The sequence below is a fragment of the Allobosea sp. Root483D1 genome (assembly GCF_001429505.1).
Classification (GTDB): domain Bacteria; phylum Pseudomonadota; class Alphaproteobacteria; order Rhizobiales; family Beijerinckiaceae; genus Allobosea.
The window spans coordinates 390,478-413,946 of sequence record NZ_LMJW01000023.1; the positions used below are offsets into that span (position 1 = coordinate 390,478).

Genomic DNA, 23,469 nt, shown 5'->3' on the forward strand with positions numbered 1-23,469 from the left:
TCTCCGCATGGGTACAACCTATGCGGGAAATCGACGAACGCACAACGACATCACGCCGGAGCTGAAACGTGCTGAGACGGACCAAAAGCAGCCAGATCAGCTCCGGCTTCCGCCGCCAACCGCTGCTGCTCTCGACGGCTATCGCCGCTCTGCTCTGTGCCGCGGGAATGCAGCCGGCAAGCGCGCAATCGGTCACGGGCAGCGGCGATTTGAATCCAGGCCCCGCCCAATCGCCCAACTGGTCTGTCGGGAGTGACCTCGTGGTCGGTGAGACCGGTATCGGCCAGCTCGATATCACGGCCGGTGGAACCGTGACCAACAATCTCGGCACGATCGGCTCTGGCGCGGGCAGCAATGGCGCGGTCACTGTTTCAGGCGTCGATGGCAGCGGCACCCCGTCAACCTGGACTAATAACGGCGATCTTTATGTCGGCTTCGGTGGAACCGGCACCCTCAATATTATTGCCGGAGGCCGCGTTTCGGATGCAGAAGGTTTGGTCGGCGGTAACATTGGGGGAAGCGGCCAGGTGCTGGTCAGCGGGCAGGGCTCGTCCTGGCAGAACAGCGGGCGGACTTTCATCGGCCTGTTGAGTAGCGGAAGCCTGCGTATTGAAGACGGCGCGACAGTAACGAACACCGCAGGAACTATAGGTAGCTCGGCCCAGGGCGACGTCGTCGTGACGGGCAGAGGCACTACATGGGTCAATTCAGGGCGACTTACCATAGGTAGGCTCAGCACGGGCACCTTGCGCATCGAAGATGGCGCAACCGTCACCAGCAGCCAGGGCTCTATCGGCGCCAGCGGCACCGGCACCGGAACCGTCACGGTCTCGGGGGTTAACAGCAACGGAACCGCCTCAACCTGGACCAACACCGGCGATCTTTTTGTCGGGAACGGCGGAACCGGCACATTGAATATTCTCGCCGGCGGCCGGGTTTCAAACGTCGACGGCAGCATCAGCGGCGGCGGCAATGCATTGGTCAGCGGACCGGGCTCGTCCTGGCAGAACAGCGGGCAGCTGACCGTCGGCTTGTTCAGCGCTGGGACCTTGCGGGTCGAGGGCGGCGCGACGGTTTCGAGCGCCGAGGGCGTCGTCGGCAGCAAAGGCCAGGGCGATGTCGTGCTGACCGGCGCGGGCACGACCTGGACCAATACCGGACAGTTCAACGTCGGCAGCTTCGCTGTGGGCACCTTGCGCATCGAAGCCGGCGCAACCGTCATCAGCAATCAGGGCTATATCGGATCCAACAGCACTGGCACCGTCATCGTAACTGGAACTGGGTCGCGATGGTCGATGTCGCCCTTCGCCCTCACCATCGGCAATATCGGAAACGGCTCGCTCACCGTCGAGAATGGCGGGCTGGTTCGCGCTGAAGGCGGTGTCTTGCTCGGCGTTGACTCAGGGGCCAGTGGGACGCTGCTTCTGCAGGGCCCCACGAACAATCGCGGCGTTCTGGAAACCGGTGGGATTCGGGGCGGCGCGGGGGCCGCGAGCGTCACACTCGATGGCGGCCTGCTGCGCGCGACGCGAAGCAATTCCACCTTCTTCAGCAATTTCGGCACGCGCAACATTGCCATCGGCCCGAATGGCGCTGTCATCGACACGAATGGCTACAATATCGCCATCGCCCCCGCTTTCTCGGGCGCGGGCGCGCTGATCAAGGACGGCGCGGGCAAGCTGGAGCTGACCGGCGACAGCGGAGCGACCTTCACAGGGGCCGGCAGCGTGCTGGCGGGCACACTCGCCGTGAATGGCATCCTCGGCGGGACGATGGACGTTATCAGCGGTCGCCTGCAGGGCATCGGCGCGGTCGGCTCCACGATCAACCAGCTGGGCGGAACGATCGCGCCGGGTAATTCGATCGGCACGCTGACGATCAACGGCAATTACATCGGCAATGGCGGCCGGCTCGAGATCGAAACCGTGCTCGGCGGCGATGCCTCGCCGTCCGACCGCCTCGTCATCACCGGCAGCACGGCGGGATCGACGCTCGTGACGGTGCTGAATCAGGGCGGAACCGGGGCCCCGACCGTCGAAGGCATCAAGGTCGTCGATGTCGGCGGAGCCTCGAACGGTGTCTTCACGCTCCTGGGCAACACCGTCTTCCAGGGGCAGCAGGCCGTCGTCGCCGGCGCCTATGCCTATACCTTGCAGAAGAACGGCATCAGCACGCCGAACGACGGCGACTGGTATCTGCGCTCAGCCTATATGGCGCCGCCCTCTTCTCCCGGATCACCTCCAACCGTCATCGGCCCGATCTACCAGCCCGGAGCGCCCATCTATGAAGCCTACGGCCAGATCCTGCAGAGCCTGAACGAGCTGCAGACCCTGCGTCAGCGCGTCGGCGAGCGCTACGACGGCCGGACGGACGGCACGTCGAACGCGGCGGACCGTGCCATCTGGGCCCGCATCGATGGAGCCCATAGCCGCGTTACGCCGGGCTTCTCGACGACCGGTACGAGCTACATGATCGACAGCTGGCGTCTGCAGACTGGCGCCGACGGGCAGGTTTTCGCGAGCGGTGCCGGCACGCTGGTCGGGGGCGTCTCGCTGCATCATGGCGAGGCTCTGGCCGAGATCTCCTCGGTCTTTGGGCGCGGCAAGATCAAGGCCTCGGGCAGCGGCTTCGACGGGACGATGACGTGGTACGGCGCGACAGGCTTCTATGCCGACGCGCAGACCAAGCTCAGCTGGTTCGACAGCGACCTGTCCTCTACGACGGCCGGGCGTCAGCTCGCCAAGGGAAAGGGCGGCTTCGGCTTTGCGCTGGGGCTCGAAGTCGGGCAGCGCATCGCGCTTTCAGATGTCTGGTCGCTGACGCCACAGGCGCAGCTGACCTATTCGCGAGTCGATGCCGACAGCTTCGTGGACCCGTTCGGCGCCCGCGTCGCACTCGGCGACGGCGACAGCCTGCGCGGACGGCTCGGAATGTCGGTCGATTACCGGCAGAGCTGGCGCGACAGCGCCGGGCAGTCGGTCAATGCCTCGCTCTACGGCATCGCCAACCTGCACTACGAATTCCTCGACGGAACGACGGCGGCCGTCGCGGGAACGCCTTTGACCAGCCGTGGAGATCAGCTCTGGGGTGGGCTCGGTCTCGGCGCAAAATACGAAATGGGTCGCTATGCGCTCTATGGCGAGATCGAGGCCCAGACCAGCCTTGCCCACTTCGCCGACAGCCATAGCATCACCGGCCGTGGAGGGTTGAGGATTCGTTGGTAATAATAGGGTGGCTTGTGCCGAACGGTTCGCACCAGCGTGGTGAGTGGCGGCAGAGCCAAGGCGGGCCAGTCGCTTCGCGGATGATGGCGAAGCGGAAGACTGTGCAGCACCATCATTCGAAGGTTATGTCATGGCTACCGCCGCCCGATTGGGCAGACTAACCGATGAACCTTCGCCTCGTCAGCCTTCTCGCGCAGACCTTTGAACGAGGCGTGGCGCAGCTTCTCGTCGTGTGTCCAGCCGCGATAGGCGACCTCGGCCGCGAGCTTCGGCTTCAGGCCGGACCACGCCCTTGCCGCTGATCCGCGCGCCGGCGGCGACGACCATCTCCTTGGGCTCAAGAAGGCGTTCAAGCGAATTTGCGCCTTAACCAGCGCTAGCCAAGATCAGACGATTGGCCGCTGCCGCTGCCTTCCCGACGCGCTGCGAGCCTCGATTACCGTCCCCTTACCATGGATAGCGGCGGCGCACGCTCGAAAGGCCTCTTCCCATTCGTTGCTGCGCTCCGGCCACTCGACAAGAAGCTTAGCGGCCTGCTCGACAGACGTGACGGCCAGGCATTGCTCGGGCTTGGAAGCTTCAATGCAGACCGGACGGCGAAACCAGTGACGAGGCATGACCGGCACCTCCTATACAAACTCGCGATTCAACCCTGATTGGCCTTGCGGATCAGGGACGACGCATGCTCGACTTGGCATTGTCCCTCTGCGCAAGCTGCCTGGGAGACGATTTGGCCGTGGCATGGGGCACATTGCCATTCTGCTCTGCAGCAATCTCGATAAGCGAAAGCAGCTTGCGCCTGATCTTTTTGCATCGGATTCGAGAGAAACCTCGGAACAGCCTCATACCTTCGGTTGTGTCCGCAAGATAAAACGTCGCAGCACGACCATCGTAAGCACCAAATTCATTTTCAATTTCTTCAAAGAACAGACAGACGCGAACACCAAGCGCATCCGCAATCTGGCGCAGCCGGCTTGAACTGATCCGTGCGCTACCTGCTTCGTATTTTTGGATGAGCTGGAAGCTTACGCCAACTCGGGCGGCAAGTTGTTCCTGACTCATTTCAATTAACAAGCGTTGCGCCCGTATCCGCCTCGCTACAAGTAAATCAGTCCTCTGAACCTGCTTTTTCATGCAACTGACCTAACCCAAACCAGTAAACGCGCACGCTTTTCTAATTCTCAATTTTTCGGCGGCAAGTATTAACAAATGTTAGGATCGATTATGCCATATAAAACCCAGTTTCCGATATTTTTGCTTTACGATCAAAACTGATTGCTTTGCCCTCGACCGCATTAGCGCAGCCTCTGACTCAGTGACGCTGAGGAGACCGTGGTCATGCCGCTCGTCGTCGGAACCGCTCGATAGCGCGTCGGGTCAGATCGTCCTCATCCTCCGCAATCACCACCAAGTGAGCGACGATGTAGGCGAGGCGCACTCGTTCTCGCTCGTCGTATGGATCCGACAGGTTCAACCGGATTTCATTCCACGCTGCGTCGAGCGCTGCGCGTGCCCGGGCAAGCTCAACCGGGTCGTTCAGCGATGAGAATGGCATGTCCCATCCCCTGGACATTAACCGACCTACCGAGAATTTAGGGCGCCTGCGCCCGCCTGCCATATCAAAAGATAAAAAGCCCGGCCCCGCCGAAGCGAGACCGGGCCAGTCTATGGGAGGATCAAGGAGGGCAGCTCTTGCGGAGCCAGGTGATCGCCGGTGTGTTGAACTCAAGCCGGGGAAAGGAAACGGGGTGGCCGGCATCTCACACGCGGAACGCACCTTCGGACCGAGAGTTGAGGTTCGATCAGTAAGGCCGAGTTGGGAGGTCAGCGTGAATAAGGAAACAAGCCGCAGCACCAACGCGCCGAAAGCTAGCTCCAAAAGGAGCACATCGCCGAAGAAGCGACCCAGGAAGGCGCCTGTTGAAGACGCCGATGATCAGCGCGTAAAGCGGGGCGAGTATTCAGACAAGTACTCCTCGGGACGCAAGTTGTCCTGAAACGTCGCTGGCGCAAGTATGAGCATGAGGATCCGAGCGGACGGCCTCTCGCCGGTGCGTGCCGGGGGGCGACTGGACCGGCGAGAGGCATGGCGTGCTGGGAACGCGCCGCCACCAGGCTAACACGATGTAGGGAAGGGAAAAGCCCCCGGCCGGGGCTGAATGAAAGGCTTTTGCCGGCGAGGCCTGGGCAGCTTACCGGCGCCGCTCAAACGAACTGGCTATTCGTCGGCCGGGAACCCGGACTGTTTCCGGCCGCGGCCTTTGAAGTCGAGCGAAGCCTCGTAGATCTCCTCACCGGCCTGATCCTGGACCCGCACCTTGAAGTTGGCGCGATTGCCATTGGGAAGATTATCCTTGGCCATATCCGCTAATGAGCGCTGTGCACCATCGGTCGCGGCTTGTTCGCTGGGATACATTGACTGAGACACGAGGCCCGCCGACTCGTTGCTCGTTACGCGGAACCTCGGCATAGAGCCTCTCCTCTGGCGAGGAATGCGCAAGTGCTACCCGCGGTTCCCCACCTCTTCGGCGAACCGCGCCACAACCTTTTCGATCATGTCGCTTTGATCATGAAGACGGAGGAGGTTGGCGACCTGCTAGGCGAGCCAAGTCCTATCGCGTTCAGGATTTCCGGAACAAAGCCCGCGCGTTTCGATTTCGGTCCAAGCGGCCTCAAGAGCGCGTTTTGCTCGCGCGAGTGTGTCGGGGTCGTGGAACGACGAAAATGGCACGGTCCCGCACGATAGGCGCACTGCCGCCTGGAAAGATGTCATGAGCAGGCTGCCGGGCTTCGGTTGGCTTTACCTCATCGCGCTCGCCGCTGTCGTGATGGCCTGCTGCGTCATCCTGGAGGCCCCGACGCTGGGGCCCTAGTACACAAAAGGCCCCGCCGGCAGGTGCCAACGGGCCAGGTGGTCTCTGGGGTACAATAAGGAACTGTGGGCGGAACGCACGATCCGCATTCCGGCTCCGCCGATCTCAAGGAGGCAATGGCGGTACGCGCACGTCCGGGAGCTCCTGCCAGATCGTTCAGCGCCTGTGGGGCATGCGGTAGTTGATCTGCCCTCGGATCACGAGACCAGCGACTCGGTCGAGATCTATGGGAATGACGACGCAGAGATCGTTGCGGCCCGGCCCAATCGAGCCGCCTACGGGTAGGATCGGACCGTCCGCTTGCCGCCGGATTTCCAGAAATTCGGGATGATCTTCGGCGCGGCTGCTGCCGATTGTGTTACTTTGTCGGCCGAGAGCGCGCGGTGAGCTTGTTTCCGTCCGGATCGCGAAGGTAGGCGACGAACGCTCCGTTCGGGCGCTCGCTGGGTGGGCTCTCGATCGCCGTCCCACCATGCGCTGTGCCCGCGTTATGCCACGCGAGAACATGGTCACGGCTCGCAGCGGCGATACCGATAGTCCCACCGTTGGCCGCGGTCGCTGGATTGCCGTCGATTGGCTTCGTGATCATCAGCCGATCGTCATTGTGGCCATAGATCAACCTGCCCCTGGCATCCAGCTTGCCCGGCTCGCCTCCTAACGCAGCGAACGTGGCGTCGTAGAAAATTCTGGCCCGCTCCAAGTCGTTGCTGCCTAACATGACGTGAGTGAACATACTTTTCTCTCCGATAGGGGCCGGTGCGGACATTCGGCTTGTGTTCCCATGCTCCAGTCGGTCTGGAAGGAGCGTTTCAGACCTTGTGAGGGCACGGGAGGGGGCAGGATCACAGTGCGCTTCCGGCCCTGTCGTCCTTTGAAGCTGGAGCTCGATCATCAGGCGGCAATCGCCTTTTGAACCGGCTCGTATGGCTTGTTGAGGCTCTCGGCGACCTGTGGATTTGTGATTTGGCCTCGGTGCACATTCAGGCCGGCGGCGAGGTGCGGATCTTCTTCAATCGCCTTCAGGCCACGTGCCGCCAATGCCAGACCGAACGGCAGCGTGGCGTTGTTCAAGGCATAACTCGATGTGAGCGGGACAGCTCCGGGCATGTTGGCGACGCAGTAATGAATGATCCCTTCAATCTCGAAGGTGGGTGAAGCATGCGTCGTCGGTCGGGATGTTTCGAAACAGCCTCCTTGATCGATCGCAACATCGACGAGCACCGCTCCGCGTTTCATCCTCGAGAGTTGTTCGCGGGAAACGAGACGGGGGGCTGCGGCCCCCGGAATGAGGACGGCCCCGATCACCACGTCGGCCGCAAGCACCTCTTCCTCGATGGCCTGTTGGGTGGAAAAGCGCGTTTTTACGCGACCACTGAAATGCTCGTCCAGTTGCCTGAGGCGGGCGAGAGACCGATCGAGAATGACAATGTCAGCTCCAAGCCCAGCCGCCATCCGGGCAGCTTGTGTCCCAACCACCCCACCGCCAATGATGGCAACGCGCGCAGGCGCTACGCCCGGCACGCCTCCGATCAGCATCCCTCGGCCACCTGAGTGCCGCTGCAGGCACAATCCCGCTGCTTCGATCGAAAGTCGACCCGCAACTTCACTCATGGGAGCGAGCAGAGGGAGGCCGCCAAAACGATCCGTCACCGTTTCATAGGCGACCGCGGTTACGCCGGAATTCAGCAGACCGGCCGTCTGTTCCGGATCCGGAGCCAAGTGCAGGTACGTGAAGAGAATTTGCCCTTCGCGAAGCTGGGTCCATTCCGAGGGCTGAGGCTCTTTGACCTTTACGATCATCTCAGCCTTGGCAAAAATCTCGGCCGCGGTTGCCACGATGCGTACGCCGGCAGCTTCGTAAGCCTGATCCGAGGCGGAGATTCCAGCACCGGCATTCGTCTCGACAAGCACCTCGTGCCCGGCAGACACATACTCTCGCGCGGCTTCCGGCGTTAGGCCAACCCGGTATTCATGAACTTTGATTTCCTTGGGAACGCCTACGCGCATTTGATCCTCCCGAGTTTGGAGCGGCGATAGTAGCGCAGGAGCTGGAACGAATTTCGACGAAGTGCAGTGGAGTTGTCGCCAGTTTCATCGGATTCGAGCGATAATTGTGGATATGGCGCTGGTATCATGCGTAAAGTGGGCCGTGGTCGCAGGAACACAACATGGCGCTAGATAATCTGTCGCGCATCCTTTTGTCCGAACTCGTGGAAGATGGCCGTGCAAGCCATATCAAGCTCGCCGAGCGCATCGGCTTGTCGGCCACAGCAGTAGCCCGGCGACAACGCGCCTTGGAGGAGGAGGGCGTGATCGTCGGCTATCACGCGCGATTGAGCCAGAAGGTGCTTGGTCTAGGGGTAACCGTCATCATCAGGCTGGCTCTGAACAGCCAGAGTGAAGACGCCCTTTCCGCATTCGAAAAGGCCGTCGCCAAATGCCCCTCGGTTTTGAGGTGCTTCTTAATGTCGGGAGAGGACGATTATTTGCTCACTGTCGTCGCCCGAGACGTCGAGGACTTTGAGCATGTTCACAAGACGCAATTGTCCCGACTGCCGCACGTTGCGCGGATCCAATCAAGCTTTGCGCTCCGTCAGGTCATAGAGAGGCCTGTGCTACCTCCGCTCCAATCAGGAGAGGGGCGTCACGGCCAAGCGGACCGAGAGCGAAGGACGCCCCGGCAGATGACGTGACTTGCCAATAGTCTCAAGCGCAATGGAGCGCCGGACGGCCGGCCTGAAAACTCCCGCTGCAAAGGGTCACGGTCGCGCAGCGCCAGCAGCGGACATTGGCTCATTGCCAGGAAACGGACATGCGCCCCCGCCTAGCTCATTGCTTAGAGCACTCCTCACGACGCCATTTTAGAGAATGTGGGTGTGGCCGTGCAGAAGCCCTGGTCGACGCCAACGCGTGTCCTGCCTGATTGACGAAAGGCCGCGTGCCTTCAGCTGTGCACCAACGGCAGCCGCTCCGAAGCACCTGGGCGGTCCTGTGGAGGATACGCTGGTTATGGACACGGGAGCGATCGTGGAGCGACAGCGGTGGCTCAGCCTTCGACCGCCAAACATCATTCAGCCAAGACAAGCGTCAAATGGATTCGTCCTTTCCACGAGCTCATCCAACCGCGGTCAGATCGTTGAACTCAGACATTGGATCGCAAACGCCGCTCCAGCGTCCGGCTGTAATGCGAGATGAACGAGCAGAACGCGACATAGAGCAAGGCGACAAAGAGGTAGCCTTCGAGCGAAAAGCTGCGCCATTGCGGATCGCCGAGCGCCTGCTTGGTCGCCAGCAGGAGATCGGTCAGGCCGACGATGCCCACCAGAGATGTGTCCTTGAACAGGCCGATGCACAGATTGGCGATCGAGGGAATGGCGAGCCGCAACGCCTGCGGCACGACGATCAGCAGCGATGTCTGCCAGTAGCCGAGCCCGAGCGCCTTGGCCGCCTGCTCCTGTCCGGCCGGGACGGCCTGCAGGCCCCCGCGAATGGCTTCCGCCAGATAGGCCGCGCTGAACAGAGTGATCGCAATGAGCGCGCGCAGCAGCGCATCGACCTGCAGCTTGCCGGGCAGGAAGAGCGGGATCATGAACGAAGCCATGAACAGGACGCTGACCAGCGGCACGCCTCGCACCATCTCGATGAAGACGACGCAGATGCCTCGGATAACGCCGAGCTCGGAGCGCCGGCCGAGTGCCAGCCCGATCGCAAGCGGGAAGGCGCCGATGATGCCGCCAACGGCGAGGAAGACCGTCAGCGGAAGCCCGCCCCACAGATCGGTCGGCACATATCCGAGGCCGAGCACGCCGCCACGCATCAGCACGATCACGGCGAGGATACCCGCCAGCCCGCCGGCGACGACGACGCGCCAGCCGAAGCGCAGCGAACAGCCCGCCAGCACCAGCGCGATGGTCAGCAGCAAGGCCAAGAGAGGGCGCCACTGCTCCTCGAACGGATAACGGCCGAACAGGACCAGTCGGAACTTCTCGTGGATGAAGGCCCAGCAGGCCCCGCCCGCCGCGCGGCAGGCGGCGGGGGACGCTGCCCACCAGGTCGCGTCGAAAACAGCCCAGCGCAACAGCGCGGGCAGATAGACGGCGAACAGGCCGAGCATCGCGATGGTCAGGAGCGTATTGCCCACGCTGCCGAACAGGCGCGCCCGCAGAGAAAGGGCCGCTGCGGTCATGACGCCCCCTTGAGCGCGACGCGGGCATTGTACCAGTTCATGAAGGCCGAGATCGTAAGGCTCAGCGTCAGGTAGATGCTCATCAGGATCGCGATCACCTCGACCGCCTGGCCGGTCTGGTTGATGATCGTGTTCCCGATCGACATCAGGTCGGGATAGCCGATCGCGACGGCGAGCGAGCTGTTCTTGGCCAGGTTGAGATATTGGCTTGCGAGCGGCGGCACCGCGACCTTCATCGCCTGCGGGATCACCACGAGGCGCAAGGCTTGGCCCCGGCTCAAGCCGAGCGCGGCGGCGGCCTCCAGCTGGCCGCGGCCGACCGAGAGGATGCCGGCACGCAGGATCTCGCCGATGAAGGCGGCGTTGTAGAGCGACAGCCCGATCAAAAGCGCCGTCAGCTCAGGCGTGATCATCCCGCCGCCGGAGAAGCCGAAGCGGGTCGGCCGCGGCACGTCGAAGGACGCCGTCACGGCGCGCTCGAGTGCGACGGCGACGATTGGCAGCAGGAGCAGCAGCAGACCGGGCCAGAGCTTCGCCGGCACGCCGCTCCGCTCGGCCCTGCGGCGGGCCCAGAGGCCATGGCAGGCGAAGGCGAGGACGCCGACGAGCGCCGCCAGCAGTAGCGGCCCGGCACCATGCTGCAGCACCGGGAAATGCAAGCCGCTCTTGGCGAGGTAGACACCCGGAAGGAGCTGCGGCGCGGCCGAGGCCGCCGGCAGCATCTGGGTCAGAACCGCATACCAGAGATAGAGCTGCAGCAGCAGCGGCGTGTTGCGGATGAGCTCGACATAGAGCCGTGCCAGGGGGCTGACCAGCGGGTTGCGCGACAGGCTGGCGATGCCGACGACGAAGCCGGCGAGCGTCGACAGCACGATGCCGAGCGAGGCGACCACGAGCGTGTTGAGCAGGCCGACCAATAGCGCCCTGCCGAAGCTCGCGCTCGGGCTCCAGGCGATGAAGCTCTGGCCGATCTCGAAGCCGGCCGCCTGCCAAAGGAAGCCGAAGCCCGTGCGGATCGAGCGCGCTTCGAGATTACCGACGAGGTTCGTCGCCAGGAAGGCGACGGTGCCGGCCAGCACGGCCAGCGCGATCACCTGCGTGGCGAGAGCGCGGAAGCCCGGATCGGACCAGCCTCTCGCCGATCTGGTCGGCAGGAGCGCGGCGGCGCTCATCTCAGCGGACGGGCATGGCGTACATCAGCCCGCCTCGCGTCCACAACGCGTTGGAGTTGCGCTCCATCCGCAGCGGCGTCTTGGGGCCGACATTACGCTCGAAGATCTCGCCGTAATTGCCGACCCGCTTGATCGCGCGATAGGCCCAGCCCGGATCGAGCCCGAGCCTTTGGCCCAGGTCGCCGGCCGTGCCGAGCAACCGCTTGATCTCGGGGTTGGCGCTGTCCTTCATCTGATCGATGTTGGCGGCGGTGATGCCCTTCTCCTCGGCCTCGATCAGCGCCAGCAGCACCCATTTCGCGATGGTGTACCAATCGAGGTCGTTGCGGGCGACGACCGGGCCGAGCGGCTCCTTCGAGATCATTTCCGGCAGGATCTGCCATTCGTCGGGGTTCGGTGCGTCCGAGGCGCGGACCGAGGAGAGATAGGACATGTCGGCCGAGAAGGCCTGGCAGCGGCCGCTGAAGAAGGCGGCGCGCGCCTCGTTCTGGGCTTCGAACACGACCGGCTTGAAAGCCTTGCCGTTGGCGCGGAAGTAATCGGCGAGGTTGAGTTCGCTCGTCGTGCCGGTGGCCGTGCAGATGCTGGCGCCGTCCAGCTCCAGCGCGCTCTTGAGGCCGAGCGATTTCGGCACGAGGAAGCCCTGACCGTCATAGAAATAGACGCCGGCATACAGCAGGCCAAGGGAGGCGTCGCGTGTCAGCGTCCAGGTCGCGACGGTGGTCAGAATGTCGATCTCGCCCGATTGCAGGGCGGTGAAACGCTGCTGCGGGCTGAGCGGGACGAATTTCTCCTTCGCGGCCTCTCCCAGCACCGCCGCCGACACGGCCCGGCAGAAATCCGTGGTCAGCCCGGTCCAGCGGCCGGAGCTGTCGGCGATCGAGAAGCCGCCGATGCCGGTGCTGACGCCGCAGACGACCTCGCCGCGCTTGCGGACGGCGTCGAGCGTCGGCCCGGCCTCAGCCGGGGCGGAAAAGCTTGCGGCGACCGCGAGCGCAGCGGCGGCGAATCCCTGCTTGAATGGAATCCTCATGAGCTCCTCCCCTGGAACACCCGTTCTACGCCACAAGACGCGTTGGGCTTGTGTTTCCCGATCGACGCGGGCTCGGGCTCTTTGCCGCTCGCGCTCTTGTGGTCGGTCCGCCGAGGCGCCGTCAGGTGACGGCGCGGCGCTTCGTGAAGCGTTCGTTGCGCCAGAGTCCCGACGTCATCACATCGTTGAAGGCGTCCGCCGCGGCCTGGGCGTCGGCATAGCCGAGATAGGCGGGCGCGAAGCCGAAGCGCATCATGTCCGGCGCCCGGAAATCGCCGACCACGCCGCGTGCGATCAGGGCCTGGACCACGGCAAAGCCGTGCTCGAAGGTGATCGAGACCTGGCTGCCACGCGCAGCATGATCGCGCGGCGTGACGATGCTCGCGCCATGCATCCGGCAGACCGGTTCGACGAGGTCCATGAACAGATCGGTCAGGGCGAGGCTCTTGGCCCTGAGCGCGCTCATCTCGACATCTTCGATCGCGGCCAGACCGGCATTGACGACGCGCATGGACAAGATCGGCTGTGTGCCGCAGAGCAGGCGCTGGATGCCGCCCGCCGGCCGATAGCCGCGCTCGAAGGCGAAAGGCGCGGCATGGCCCCACCAGCCGGAGAGTGGCTGCGACAAGGCCTCATGGTGGCGCGAGGCCGCATAGATGAAAGCCGGCGCGCCCGGGCCGCAGTTCAAGTATTTGTAGGTGCAGCCAATCGCGAGATCGGCGCCCGCCCCGTCGAGATCGACCGGCACGACGCCCGCGCTGTGACAGAGATCCCAGACCGCGATCGCGCCCTTGGCGTGGATCAGCCGGTTGAGCGCTGCCATGTCGCGCAATTCGCCGGTCTTGTAGTCGACATGGTTGACCAGCACGACTGCCGTGCGCTCGTCGATCAGGTCCTCGATCCTGGCGGCATCGACGCCCTCGAGTTTCAGCTCGATGTCGGGCCGGCCGGCCGCCACGCCCTCGGCCACATAGAGATCGGTCGGGAAGCTGCCGCCCTCGGCGACGATCACAGTGCGGCCTGGCCGCAGCCCCAGCGCGGCGTGAAGCGCCTTGTAGACGTTCACCGAGACGGAATCGCAGACCACCGTCTGGTCGGGACCGGCGCCGATCAGGCGGCCAAGGCGATCGCCGAGGGTGCCGACGAGCGCGAACCAGCCGGCATCGTTCCAGCTCCGCACCAGCCCTTCCGCCCATTCGCGGCGCAGCGCGGTTTCCATGTCGCCGAAGGCTGCGACCGGCGCCGGACCGAGCGAATTGCCGGCGAGATAGATCGTGCTCTCCGGCAGATGGAAGCGCGCCCGCAGATGCCGCAGCGGATCGGCCGCGTCGCGGCGCGCCCCTTCCGACATGCCGCCCGCACTGCCCAGCGATGCCAAGCTCATCTTGCCTCCACCCATGATTTTTATGGCCGTCCTGCGGCTAGTCGGGTGGGATCATTTCGACGATTATCGAAGGTGTCAATAGATATATATAATTTTGCCTACAGCATCATATTATATATAATGAAGCGAACCGCGCGAGGACCCCATGGACGAAGCTGACGTCGCCACGAAGAGCGAGTTCGCCTATCGAACATTGCGCCAGGACATTCTGGAGACCCGGCTGCGGCCCGGTGCACCGCTCAAGCTCGGCGCGATGCGGGAGGCCTATGGCATAGGCTGGACGCCGTTACGCGAGGCGCTCTCCCGCCTCGAAGCCGAGCGGCTTGTCATCCTGAGCGCCAACAAGGGCTATGCCGTCGCACCGGTCTCGCTGGAGGAGCTCAGCGACCTGACCCGGGCGCGGCGCCTGGTCGAATTGCCGATGCTGGCGGAAACGATCGCAAAGGGGGACGAAGCCTGGGAGACGGCGCTCGTCGCCGCCCATTACCGGCTGTCGCGCTGCACGCCACCGGTGGAGAACCCGGAGGAGCTCGCCCTGACCGACTGGGAAGAGCGGCACGAAGCTTTCCACACCGCTCTGCTCGCCGCCAACACCTCGCCCTGGCTGATGCGCTTCTATGTCCAGATCAAGGACCAGCTGCGGCGCCACCACCGCGTGCTCTCGATCGCGCCGGCCCTGTCGCATGCGCGTTCCGGTGCGAGATGGCAGGACAGCCCAGGTTTCGCAGCACTGCGCGATGCGCTGGCGCTCGAACCGCATACCGCCCTGATGAACGCTGCGCTGGATCGCGATGCCGACCGCGCCGTCAGGCTGCTGGGCGAGCATATCGAGTTCACCCGTAAGGTCTTCCTCGCCACCGATCTCGATGGGGCGCCCAGCAGGACGGCCTGATCTACCGCTCGTCCCCGATACTTCCGAAGGCCGCTCGCTACGGCCGCGATCCGCAAGCTGATGAGGACTTCCCATGCCTTCCGCCTTTTCCGATGCCGGTCCCTCGCTCACGCTGGTCAACGGAAAGGTTCTCGGCGAGCACGGGATCTGCGAGGCGCTGGCGATATCCGGCAACCACATCGCCGCCCTCGGCTCATCGGCGGAGATCGCCGCTCGCGCCCCCACCGGATGCGAGATCGTCGATCTCGCCGGCCGGACTGTCATTCCCGGGCTGATCGATGGCCATGCCCATCTCGATCGCGAAGGTCTCAAGAGCGTGCTGCCCTCGCTCGCCGATTGTCGCTCGATCGACGACATCGTCGCGCGCATCGCCGCGATCGCCCGCACCAAGAAGCCGGGCGAATGGATCATCACCATGCCGATCGGCATTCCGCCGAGCTATGAGGACGTGCTCGCCGGCATCGCCGAGCACCGTTTCCCGGACCGCCACGACCTCGATCGCGCCGCCCCCGACAACCCGGTCTATATCCGCTCGATCTGGGGCTATTGGCGCTCGAGCCTGCCGCTGGTCTCGATTGCCAACAGCCGGGCCCTGCGCCTGGCGGGGATCGACGCGTCGACGGTGCCGCCAGCCCCCTCGATCGAGATCTGCCGCGCCGCCAATGGCGAGCCGAATGGGATCTTCGTCGAGACCAACAAGATGCCGGTGGTCGAGCACAGCCTGATGCGCCGGGCGCCGCATTTCTCCGCTAGCGAGCGGGCCGGCGCGCTCGCCGCCTCGATGCAGCTCTACAACCGCGCTGGCACGACAAGCGTGTTCGAAGGCCACGGCATCGCCGCCGAGGTGCTGGACGCCTATCGGCAGGTTCGATCCGAGGGTCGCCAGACCGTCCGCGCTTCGATGATCTTCAGCCCGGCCTGGCCCTCGACCTCGGCGCAGGATTGCCGCGCCCTGCTCAATTCCTGGGGGCATTGGCTCGCGGGCAAAGGCATCGGCGACGCCTGGCTCGGGATGGCCGGCATCTATGGCGAGATCGACGATTCCATCGAGCGGGACTTGCGCAGCACCGCCTTTCCGCAGACGGGCTGGGCCGGCTTCCACTACAATTCGTCGCTGCCGCGCGAGGCTTTGAAGGACGTTCTGGTCGAGGCCGCGCGCAACGGCATCCGCGCGGTCGGCATCCTCCCGAACATGCTCGATCTCTTCGCCGAGGTGGACAAGATCGCCCCGATCGCGGGCCAGCGCTGGGTTCTCGGCCATGTCGTCAGCCTGACGCCGGATCAGGTGAAGCAGGTTGCCGATCTCGGTCTGGCGGTCACCACCCACCTGACCGCCTATATTTACAAGCGCGGCAGCGAGCTGGTCGACAAGCTCGGACGCGAACGGGCCGGCGAGATCGTGCCGCTGCGCTCGCTGCGCGAGGCCGGCGTGCCGATCTCCTTCGGCAGCGACAACGCGCCGCTCAGCCTGTTCCAGTCGCTCTCCCTTGCGGTCCACCGGCGCGACCGCAAGGGCGCGGTCATCTCGCCGGAGCAGGCCCTGACGCGCGAGGAAGCGCTCGAATGCGCCACGCTCGGCGGAGCGAAGCTGACCTTCGAGGATGGCAAGAAGGGCAGTATCGGCGTCGGCAAGCTCGCTGACCTCGCCGTGCTCTCGGCCGATCCGCTGTCCTGCGCGCCCGACGAACTGGCCCGGATAGAGGCCGAGCTCACCATCGTCGACGGGCGCGTCGTCTATCGGTTGGAAGATGGAGGCCGGCGATGACGAAGAACGCCGTCTATCTCGACTACGACCAGACGCGGCTCGACCTGAACTACAATCAAGCTGCCTGGGCGCCCAATGCCCAGGAGATCATTGCCTGGTACCGCGACGCCAGCCTGGAGGCGCATCGGAGGCTCGCCTGCCGCCATCTCGCCTATGGCGGGGGCCCGGCCGAGCGGATCGATCTGTTTCCGGCGGCCGCCCCCCGGGCTCCCCTCGTCGTGTATGTCCACGGTGGCGCATGGCGCATGCTTAACCGGATGGACAGCGCCTTCGCGGCGGAAGCCTTCGTCGGCGCCAGCCTGAACTTCGCCGTGCTGGATTTCGCCAGCATTCCTGCCGCCCGGCTGCCCGAGATGGTGATGCAGGTCCAGCGCGGCATCGGCTGGCTCGCCCGCCATGCCGATGAGCTCGGCTTCGATTCCGACCGCCTGTTCGTGATCGGCCACTCCTCGGGCGCCCATCTCGTTTCGGCGGCACTCACGGCCGACACGCCGCATCGGATAGAGGCCGGCATGGTGGCGGGCGCCCTCTGCGCGAGCGGCGCATATGACCTCGAGGGGCCGATGCTCAGCGCGCGAGGGGCTTATCTCAGCCTGACCGCGACCGAGATAGACGCCTTCAGTCCCATTCGACATGCCGCAAGGTGCGATTGCCCCGTCCTCATCGCTTATGGCGAGGCCGAGACCGACGAGTATCGGCGCCACGCCAGCACCTTCCACGAAGCACTGCGGAAGGTCGGAAAGTCGAGCGCCCTACTGCTCGCACCGAGACAGAACCATTTCGAGGTGAGCCGCATGCTCGCCGCGCGCAATAGCGTGCTCTTCGAAGAGCTTGCGAAGACCATGACGCTCTCGTCGGGTTAGATCGCCGCACTGATCCGAGCCCGTGTGCTGGACCGACGGAAGTTGGAGTTTTTGCCGGCTAGGGTGATGAGCGGCCGAAATGTCGATTGAGAGGCAGGCCAATCCTAAGGCTAGGGCTGTTTACAGTCGAAACTTGGTAGAAACGCGCCAATAGCCGACTCTTGGCGATCGCCCGGAAGTAGACATTCAGGGCACGCACTGACAGTACGGCGCCGCCCCTGAAGCGGCACCAGGGCTTGGCCCGGGAAACACCGGACCAACTTACTTCAACGCGTTGCTGCCAATCGCCGCTGCGGCATAACCAAGGCCGAAACCCGCTTAGCAAGAGCCCCGAAACTGTTCAGATCAACCGAGTCAGCTTTCAACGCACCCCGCTCACCACCTGCACGCGCCCTCCAAAATTTGAGCGAAACAGGGCCTCATGCGCGTCCTGGTCAGGATCGTAGCAGCAGTCTTCCACCAGGCGCACATCGTAATCCGCATCGCAGGCCCAGGCGACACTCGAAAGAACGACGCCGGTCGTGCTTATCCCGGCCATGACGAGGGTGCTTACTCCCCGCGTCCTGAGATCGGCGTCGAGTGACGTGCCATGAAAGACGCTGGCGCGCGGACATGCGTAGAAGAGATCTCCTGTCTCCACGGCCAACCCTGTGACAGGCAGCCCGGTCCGAAATCGCCCGCTCGGGAGATAAGGTGTGATCTGGCGGTTGCTCGCCGGCGGCGCATGCTCATAGCCTTCGCCCAACGAGAAATTCGGGAAGAGCACCGGCCGGCCGGTGGAGCGCCAACGCCGGATCAAGGCGTTGCAGCGATCCAGCAACGGCGATGGTTGCTCGCCGAACAGAATGTCGAACACATCGACCTGATAGTGCATGACGACGAGGGCCGCCCTCTCGACGAAGCTGCCTTCGAACTCGACCGTCATCGGAATCACCTCGCGTTAGAAAGGACCAGGCCTTGTGGTTCGTACGCGAACTTCGACCTGGGCTCAGGAAGCGCTCGCTGACGCGAGACTGCGACGCCATGCGGTCAGCTGCTCCGCGGTCGCTATCGCCCCGCCGCAGACGATGAGCAGGATGTTCTGGAAATCGGCGAGTTCCGCCACCTGCTCGTAGATCGTGGCGATGCTCGCCCCACAGGCTGGCTCGACCAGAATTCGATGATCGTCGAGGAAGCGCAGGCAAGCGTTGACTGCCTGAAGATCCGACACCACGGCGCAGCCGATGCGATGCTTCGACAACAGAGCGAAAGCATGCTCCGCCACCTGGCGGGCGCCGAGCGAGGTGGCGATGCTGTCGATCGCCGGCAGGACGATGCGTTCGTTCCGGGCAGCCGATTGCGCAAGGCAGGAGGCACCCGTCGTCCCCACAGCAAGAACAGGTATCGCCAGATTGTGACGCCGCAAGCCTTCGACGACGCCGCTGAGCAACCCCCCTCCGCCGACGGACAGGACGACGAGGTCGGGCTGCAATCCCGCCTCGACCACCTCGTCGATGATCGTCGAATGTCCGTTCCAGACCACTGGATCGTCGAAAGGGTGGATGAACGCATCGCTGCCCGTCAGCATCGCAAGTGCGTGCTCGTTCGCCTCGTGCCAGGACGCGCCGTGGATCAGGATGTCGGCACCCATATCGGAGATAAGGCGACGCGCCCTTGCCGGTGTCGTCTCGGGGACGACCACCGTCACCGGGATGCCAAGCTCACGCCCGACATAGGCGGCGGCGATCCCGGCGTTGCCGCCGGATGAGCTGACGAAACGCTCGGCGCCGCTCCGTGCATAGTGCTGGCACGCAAGGCCGATGCCGCGGAGCTTGAACGATCCCGTCGGCTGGAGAGATTCGAGCTTCAGCCAGACCTTGCACCGGCTCGCGCGGGAGAGAGCCGATGAGTAATAGGCAGGCGTTCTGACATGGAGGGACATCATGGCCTTCCCATCATGAGCGATCGAAGTTCAGGCACGGTCCCGGCTGCCCAAGCCGTGCCCGTCACCCTTGTTCAAAGGTGCGGTGGAACGCCGGATCTTGAGCTGCATCCCGACAGTTAGGCGCTCCGGCGCGATCTCGGGCTGCTTGTCGGACATTTTCTTCAGCAGAAGATTGGCCGCGAGCTGGGCCACTTTCGTGCCATTACCGCGCACGGCCGTGATCGAAGGTGTCATGACCTCCAGAATGCTGGCGTCACCGATCGAAACGATCGACAGGTCGCGCGGCAGAACCAGGCCGCGCTTCGCGCAGAAGCGCAGGATGCCAGGAATTTCGTCGATATTGGCGATGATGGCCGTGATCGGCCGTTCCCGGCGGCATAACGCCTCCAGCTCGCGCGCCTTGAACGCGCCAACCTCGAAGACGAGACCTGCCGCCTGCTCCAGCCCGCGGTGTGCGAACGCGGCATCAAGGCCCGCCTTCTGCTCCCGGCCGACCCAGGTGTCGAGGTGACCGGCAACGAGCGCTATCTCACGGTGCCCAAGTTCCAGCAGATGTGCGGCCGCACTACGGGCGCCGTGCCGATGCTCGGTCAGAACGGTGTCGAAGGCCCCGCCCGGGCTGCGTTCCCACAGCACCATGGGGATGTTGATCGCGGCGAGCAGTTGCGTGACGCCCGGGTCGTTGTCGCGATTGACCGTCAGGAGCATGCCGTCGACGACGCGGTTCTGCATCAACGACAGAAGCTCGGCCTCTCGGCGATTGTCGAAATGGGTGCTCGCGACGATCAGCGTGTAGCCGGCCCGGCCGAGCGTCGTCTCCGCCGCGGCGATCATTTCGGCCGCAATCGGCTGCCTGATATCGGTGACGAGGCAGCCGACGGCGTGGCTCTTGCCGAGCCGCATGGATCGCGCGACCGAATTGGGATGATAGCCGAGCTCCTGAACGGCTCTGAAGACCTGGTCGCGCAACTGCGGCGCGACATTCTCGTTTCCGTTGAGTACGCGCGAAACGGTACCGAGGCCGACACCTGCCCGGCTGGCGACATCCTTGATCGTGACAGCCTTGGCCTCGCTGGTCGCTTGCCCCGTCCTTTCCTCACTCACACGAACCGCCCTCTTCCTGCGCCTGGCCGACATACACATGCGGCAGGCACCGTGCGAGCCGGGGAACCAACTCGATGACGGGAATGCCGATCGCCCTGGCGAGATCGTGGATCGAGATCTCGTCGCTTCCCTGGGAGCCGAGGACGACGACCTCGTCGCCCAGCACGACATCGCCCAGCGCGGTCACATCGATAACTGAATGCTGGAAGGTCCGGCGTCCGAGCACAGGGCAGCGCCGGCCGCGGATCAGGACTTCGCCCAGCGGCGGGATGTGGTTCAGCCCGTCCCAGAAGCCGATCGGCGCGACCGCTGTGCGCATGCCGTGTGCGATGGCGATCGGCGCGCCATAGCCGATTCCCAGCACGGTGCCGGGAGGATGCTCCTGGATCTGGATGATCCGGGACTTCACGGCCTTGAGCAAAGGCGAGAGGGCACCGATCTCCATCCAGTTCTCGTCGAGCCCTCCGCCATAGATCAGCCGCCCGGGATCGACCGCGTTGAAGAGCATGTCGGGATAGGCCAACACCACGCGGCTCGATGCCAGTATAAGGGTGAGGTCGGCATGTCCGGCCGCGGCAGCATCGGCTGCCGCTTGTCGGAAGAGTGCGGCCTGATCCTGACTCGTTGCAGGATCGTCCGGCGTGCTCAAATGCGAATACAGGCCCCGAACCGTGACGTGACCAGCGGCACGAAGGCGCTGCAGCACGCCGGGCCATTGCTCACGACGCAAGCCATAGCGGCCGAGACCGCAATCGACCTCGACGAAGACCTCGATCGCCTCGCCCGCGGCGATCACCGCCTCCGCATCGGCGATGCTCTGCACCGTCACCGTGGCACCGAGCCGCGCGGCAGCCGGCAGGTCGGCCGGGATGGTGGAGGCGAACAGCAGGACCGGGAGCGTCGTGCCGGTGCTGCGGATCGAAACGACCTCATCCGGGCTGCCGGCGCAGAAGCCATTGACGCCCGCCCGTTCCGCGGCCTTCGCGACCGCAGCCGCTCCGAAGCCGAAACCATCGCCCTTGCAGACGAAATAGATGCGGACATCCGGGCCGACGCGTTTGCGCGTTGCTGCGACATTCCGGCTCAGTGCGCCGAAATCGAGCTCCGCCCAGCTTGGACGCAGCAAGCGAGCGCGATCATGCCGCCGGCAATCAGTCCGCGCGAGGCTCGAAGTGAGATCAGGAACCGCTGCGTGCGCCGTCATGCCGCTTCTCCTTCGCATTCCGCGCTCAGCGCCCAGCCGCGATTGCGCGCCATGAAAAGACGAAGCTGGGCGGCGGCCAGCCCGGAGGGATCGGTCGCCAGGCGCTCGCGGCGGGCCTTCGTTGCGGTGGGATCCGCGTGACCATCCGCGTCGATCACCACCCCATAGACGTCGCGCGCAAACACCTCGGTGAAGCGCCCATCACGTACATCGGCCGCCACCTGCATCGGATCGCGCTCCAGCGGATCGCCATTGCCTCCGCCGCCGGGAGCGACATGCGTGAAGAGATCGCCCTCGTGAAGCGCAAGCGTTCGCATCGGCATTACCGGCAGAAGCTCGGCCTTGCCGTCGTGATCGAGAATATTGAGAGACGGCGACCCCGGGCACCCGCCGAACAGCCCCGGCGGCAGATGCGCGCGGCGGTCCGAACGGACGGTGAGGGCAGCAGTTTTCCCAAGGATACGATACGAGCGCGTGATCGCCATGCCGCCGCGGCGCCGCCCCGCACCTCCTGAATTGGCAACCAGGCCGTAGCTCTCGATCCGTAGCGGATAGCGCGCCTCGATCAGCTCCACGGGCATGTTCGAGAGGTTGGCGCCGGGGTTGGCGATCCCGTCGACGCCGTCCTTGGTGGCACGGCCGCCCCAGCTTCCAAGAATTCCGTCCGTGATCAGCCAGGCCTTGCCATCATGAACGCCGCTCAACGAAATGGCGGAAGGGCCTCCCTCGCCGGCAGCCGGCATCCGGTCGGGCACGATCTGGGCGAATGCGTTGAACAGCACATCGAGCATCCGATAAGCCATGACGCCGCGCGCAGCGCAGGCAGCCGGCGGACGCGGATTGACGATGGTGCCGAGCGGCGCCACGACCCGGACCGGGCGGGCATAGCCCTCGAAGTTCGGCACAGCCGCCTGAACGGCACAACGCAACGCGGCATAGGCGACCGAATAGGTGATCGCGACGGGCCCGTTGATCGCGCCCGGCACCTCCCCGCTCGTTCCAGTCCAGTCGATCTCGATCTCGTCGCCGGCGACAGTGATCGCGACCTTGAAGCGGATCGGCCCACCAACCTCGCCGAGGCCATCGATGAAATCCTCGGCCTCATAGACGCCGTCTGGCATGGCGCGGATTTCATCGCGGACGAGCCGCTCCGCATAGTCGTGCAGTTCGGCCAGCATGCCGCGCATCGCCATCGCGCCATATTTCGCGAGCACCTTGCCGAAGCCACGCTCCGCCGCGGCGCAAGCGGCGACCTGAGCCCGGAGATCGCCGAGAACCTGCTCCGGCATGCGCGAATTTACCTCCAGAAAGGCAAGCAGGTTCTCGTCCATCCGGTCGTCATGCATGGCCTTGATCAGCGGAATCCGCAGACCTTCCTGGAAGATTTCCGTCGCATGGAGCGCCATGCTGCCGGGGGCCATGCCACCGAGGTCGGTGTGATGGACGAGGCTGGCGACGAAGCCCTCGACCTGGCCGTCATGGAAGACCGGTTTGACCAGGTAGACATCCGGCAGATGCATGCCGCCGGCGCCATAGGGGTCATTGGTGATATAGCCGTCGCCCGGCTGCATCTTCCCGCCGAAGCGCTTGAGAATATTTGCCATCACGCTGGGAAACGAGCCGAGATGCACGGGATTGGTGAGGCCCTGTGCGATGATGAGTCCGTCCCGGTCGCAAAGCGCCGTCGAATAATCCATCGAGTCCCGGACGATCGGCGAATAGGCGCTGCGCAGGATCACGAGCGCCATCTCGTCGGCGATCGAAGCAAGGGCGTTCTTGACGATCTCCAGTGTCACCGGATCGGAGCGCGTCCGATCGGGAACAGAATTCGTGGCAAGCATGGCG

General features: G+C 64.3%; 21 protein-coding genes. 5 read left to right on the forward strand and 16 right to left on the reverse strand.

Translation table 11 applies throughout. From position 1 onward, the window contains the following. The first annotated feature begins 167 nt into the window (after nucleotides 1-167). The gene (locus ASE66_RS30930) at nucleotides 168-3,224 is read left to right on the forward strand and encodes an autotransporter outer membrane beta-barrel domain-containing protein (RefSeq protein WP_162262562.1); all 3,057 of its coding nucleotides are present in this window, start codon (nucleotides 168-170) and stop codon (nucleotides 3,222-3,224) included. A gap of 134 nt (nucleotides 3,225-3,358) precedes the next feature. On the opposite strand, the gene ASE66_RS31865 is transcribed toward ASE66_RS30930, so the two are convergent. The 7 genes from ASE66_RS31865 to ald form a co-directional block, all read right to left on the reverse strand. Next, on the reverse strand, nucleotides 3,359-3,577 hold the full coding sequence (locus ASE66_RS31865) for a hypothetical protein (RefSeq protein WP_320409802.1): 219 nt from the start codon (nucleotides 3,575-3,577) through the stop codon (nucleotides 3,359-3,361). Between the two features lie 33 nt (nucleotides 3,578-3,610). Continuing rightward, nucleotides 3,611-3,841, reverse strand: a complete 231-nt coding sequence (locus ASE66_RS31870; protein ID WP_082613889.1) for a DUF982 domain-containing protein — start codon at nucleotides 3,839-3,841, stop codon at nucleotides 3,611-3,613. A 52-nt stretch (nucleotides 3,842-3,893) separates the two neighbouring features. Continuing rightward, a complete protein-coding gene (locus tag ASE66_RS31875) occupies nucleotides 3,894-4,358 on the reverse strand; it encodes a helix-turn-helix domain-containing protein (RefSeq protein WP_082613890.1) in 465 nt (154 codons plus the stop codon). Nucleotides 4,359-4,560: 202 nt separating this feature from the next. After that, nucleotides 4,561-4,779 (reverse strand): hypothetical protein, encoded by a 219-nt coding sequence (locus ASE66_RS30940; protein ID WP_057193796.1) that lies wholly within the window; start codon nucleotides 4,777-4,779, stop codon nucleotides 4,561-4,563. Nucleotides 4,780-5,442: 663 nt separating this feature from the next. Further along, entirely contained in the window at nucleotides 5,443-5,694 is a 252-nt protein-coding gene (locus tag ASE66_RS32415) for a DUF6894 family protein (RefSeq protein WP_156412430.1), read from the reverse strand. A 761-nt stretch (nucleotides 5,695-6,455) separates the two neighbouring features. After that, the gene (locus tag ASE66_RS30945) at nucleotides 6,456-6,830 is read right to left on the reverse strand and encodes a VOC family protein (RefSeq protein WP_057193797.1); all 375 of its coding nucleotides are present in this window, start codon (nucleotides 6,828-6,830) and stop codon (nucleotides 6,456-6,458) included. A 158-nt stretch (nucleotides 6,831-6,988) separates the two neighbouring features. After that, the gene (gene ald / locus ASE66_RS30950; protein ID WP_057193798.1) at nucleotides 6,989-8,104 is read right to left on the reverse strand and encodes an alanine dehydrogenase; all 1,116 of its coding nucleotides are present in this window, start codon (nucleotides 8,102-8,104) and stop codon (nucleotides 6,989-6,991) included. A 161-nt stretch (nucleotides 8,105-8,265) separates the two neighbouring features. Here ald and ASE66_RS30955 point away from each other — a divergent pair, with 161 nt between their 5' ends. Then, a complete protein-coding gene (locus ASE66_RS30955) occupies nucleotides 8,266-8,790 on the forward strand; it encodes an Lrp/AsnC family transcriptional regulator (RefSeq protein ID WP_057193799.1) in 525 nt (174 codons plus the stop codon). Nucleotides 8,791-9,239: 449 nt separating this feature from the next. On the opposite strand, the gene ASE66_RS30960 is transcribed toward ASE66_RS30955, so the two are convergent. From ASE66_RS30960 to kynU, 4 genes are all read right to left on the reverse strand, one after another. Beyond that, the gene (locus ASE66_RS30960; RefSeq protein WP_057193800.1) at nucleotides 9,240-10,283 is read right to left on the reverse strand and encodes an amino acid ABC transporter permease; all 1,044 of its coding nucleotides are present in this window, start codon (nucleotides 10,281-10,283) and stop codon (nucleotides 9,240-9,242) included. Continuing rightward, nucleotides 10,280-11,455, reverse strand: a complete 1,176-nt coding sequence (locus ASE66_RS30965) for an amino acid ABC transporter permease (RefSeq protein ID WP_057193801.1) — start codon at nucleotides 11,453-11,455, stop codon at nucleotides 10,280-10,282. The genes ASE66_RS30960 and ASE66_RS30965 overlap by 4 nt, the downstream gene beginning before the upstream one ends. 1 nt (nucleotide 11,456) lies before the next feature. After that, nucleotides 11,457-12,488: an amino acid ABC transporter substrate-binding protein gene (locus ASE66_RS30970; RefSeq protein ID WP_057193802.1), complete on the reverse strand. Its 1,032-nt coding sequence runs from the start codon at nucleotides 12,486-12,488 to the stop codon at nucleotides 11,457-11,459. A gap of 121 nt (nucleotides 12,489-12,609) precedes the next feature. Continuing rightward, a complete protein-coding gene (gene kynU / locus ASE66_RS30975; RefSeq protein WP_082613891.1) occupies nucleotides 12,610-13,872 on the reverse strand; it encodes a kynureninase in 1,263 nt (420 codons plus the stop codon). A 145-nt stretch (nucleotides 13,873-14,017) separates the two neighbouring features. On the opposite strand from kynU, the gene ASE66_RS30980 reads away from it, so the two are divergent. The 3 genes from ASE66_RS30980 (at nucleotide 14,018) to ASE66_RS30990 (ending at nucleotide 17,392) form a co-directional block, all read left to right on the forward strand. Next, the gene (locus ASE66_RS30980) at nucleotides 14,018-14,764 is read left to right on the forward strand and encodes a GntR family transcriptional regulator (protein WP_057193803.1); all 747 of its coding nucleotides are present in this window, start codon (nucleotides 14,018-14,020) and stop codon (nucleotides 14,762-14,764) included. A 73-nt stretch (nucleotides 14,765-14,837) separates the two neighbouring features. After that, nucleotides 14,838-16,529, forward strand: coding sequence for an amidohydrolase (locus ASE66_RS30985; RefSeq protein WP_057193804.1), 1,692 nt, complete (start codon nucleotides 14,838-14,840; stop codon nucleotides 16,527-16,529). After that, nucleotides 16,526-17,392: an alpha/beta hydrolase gene (locus ASE66_RS30990; protein ID WP_057193805.1), complete on the forward strand. Its 867-nt coding sequence runs from the start codon at nucleotides 16,526-16,528 to the stop codon at nucleotides 17,390-17,392. The genes ASE66_RS30985 and ASE66_RS30990 overlap by 4 nt, the downstream gene beginning before the upstream one ends. Nucleotides 17,393-17,753: 361 nt before the next feature. On the opposite strand, the gene ASE66_RS30995 is transcribed toward ASE66_RS30990, so the two are convergent. The 5 genes from ASE66_RS30995 to ASE66_RS31015 form a co-directional block, all read right to left on the reverse strand. After that, on the reverse strand, nucleotides 17,754-18,317 hold the full coding sequence (locus ASE66_RS30995; protein ID WP_244495136.1) for an isochorismatase family cysteine hydrolase: 564 nt from the start codon (nucleotides 18,315-18,317) through the stop codon (nucleotides 17,754-17,756). A gap of 63 nt (nucleotides 18,318-18,380) precedes the next feature. Beyond that, a complete protein-coding gene (locus ASE66_RS31000; RefSeq protein WP_057193884.1) occupies nucleotides 18,381-19,313 on the reverse strand; it encodes a pyridoxal-phosphate dependent enzyme in 933 nt (310 codons plus the stop codon). Between the two features lie 30 nt (nucleotides 19,314-19,343). Next, a complete protein-coding gene (locus ASE66_RS31005) occupies nucleotides 19,344-20,420 on the reverse strand; it encodes a LacI family DNA-binding transcriptional regulator (RefSeq protein ID WP_057193806.1) in 1,077 nt (358 codons plus the stop codon). Continuing rightward, nucleotides 20,413-21,624 (reverse strand): alanine racemase, encoded by a 1,212-nt coding sequence (gene alr, locus ASE66_RS31010; RefSeq protein ID WP_082613893.1) that lies wholly within the window; start codon nucleotides 21,622-21,624, stop codon nucleotides 20,413-20,415. The genes ASE66_RS31005 and alr overlap by 8 nt, the downstream gene beginning before the upstream one ends. Next, entirely contained in the window at nucleotides 21,621-23,465 is a 1,845-nt protein-coding gene (locus ASE66_RS31015) for a hydantoinase B/oxoprolinase family protein (protein WP_057193808.1), read from the reverse strand. Before ASE66_RS31015 ends, alr begins: the two co-directional genes overlap by 4 nt. Nucleotides 23,466-23,469 lie beyond the last annotated feature (4 nt).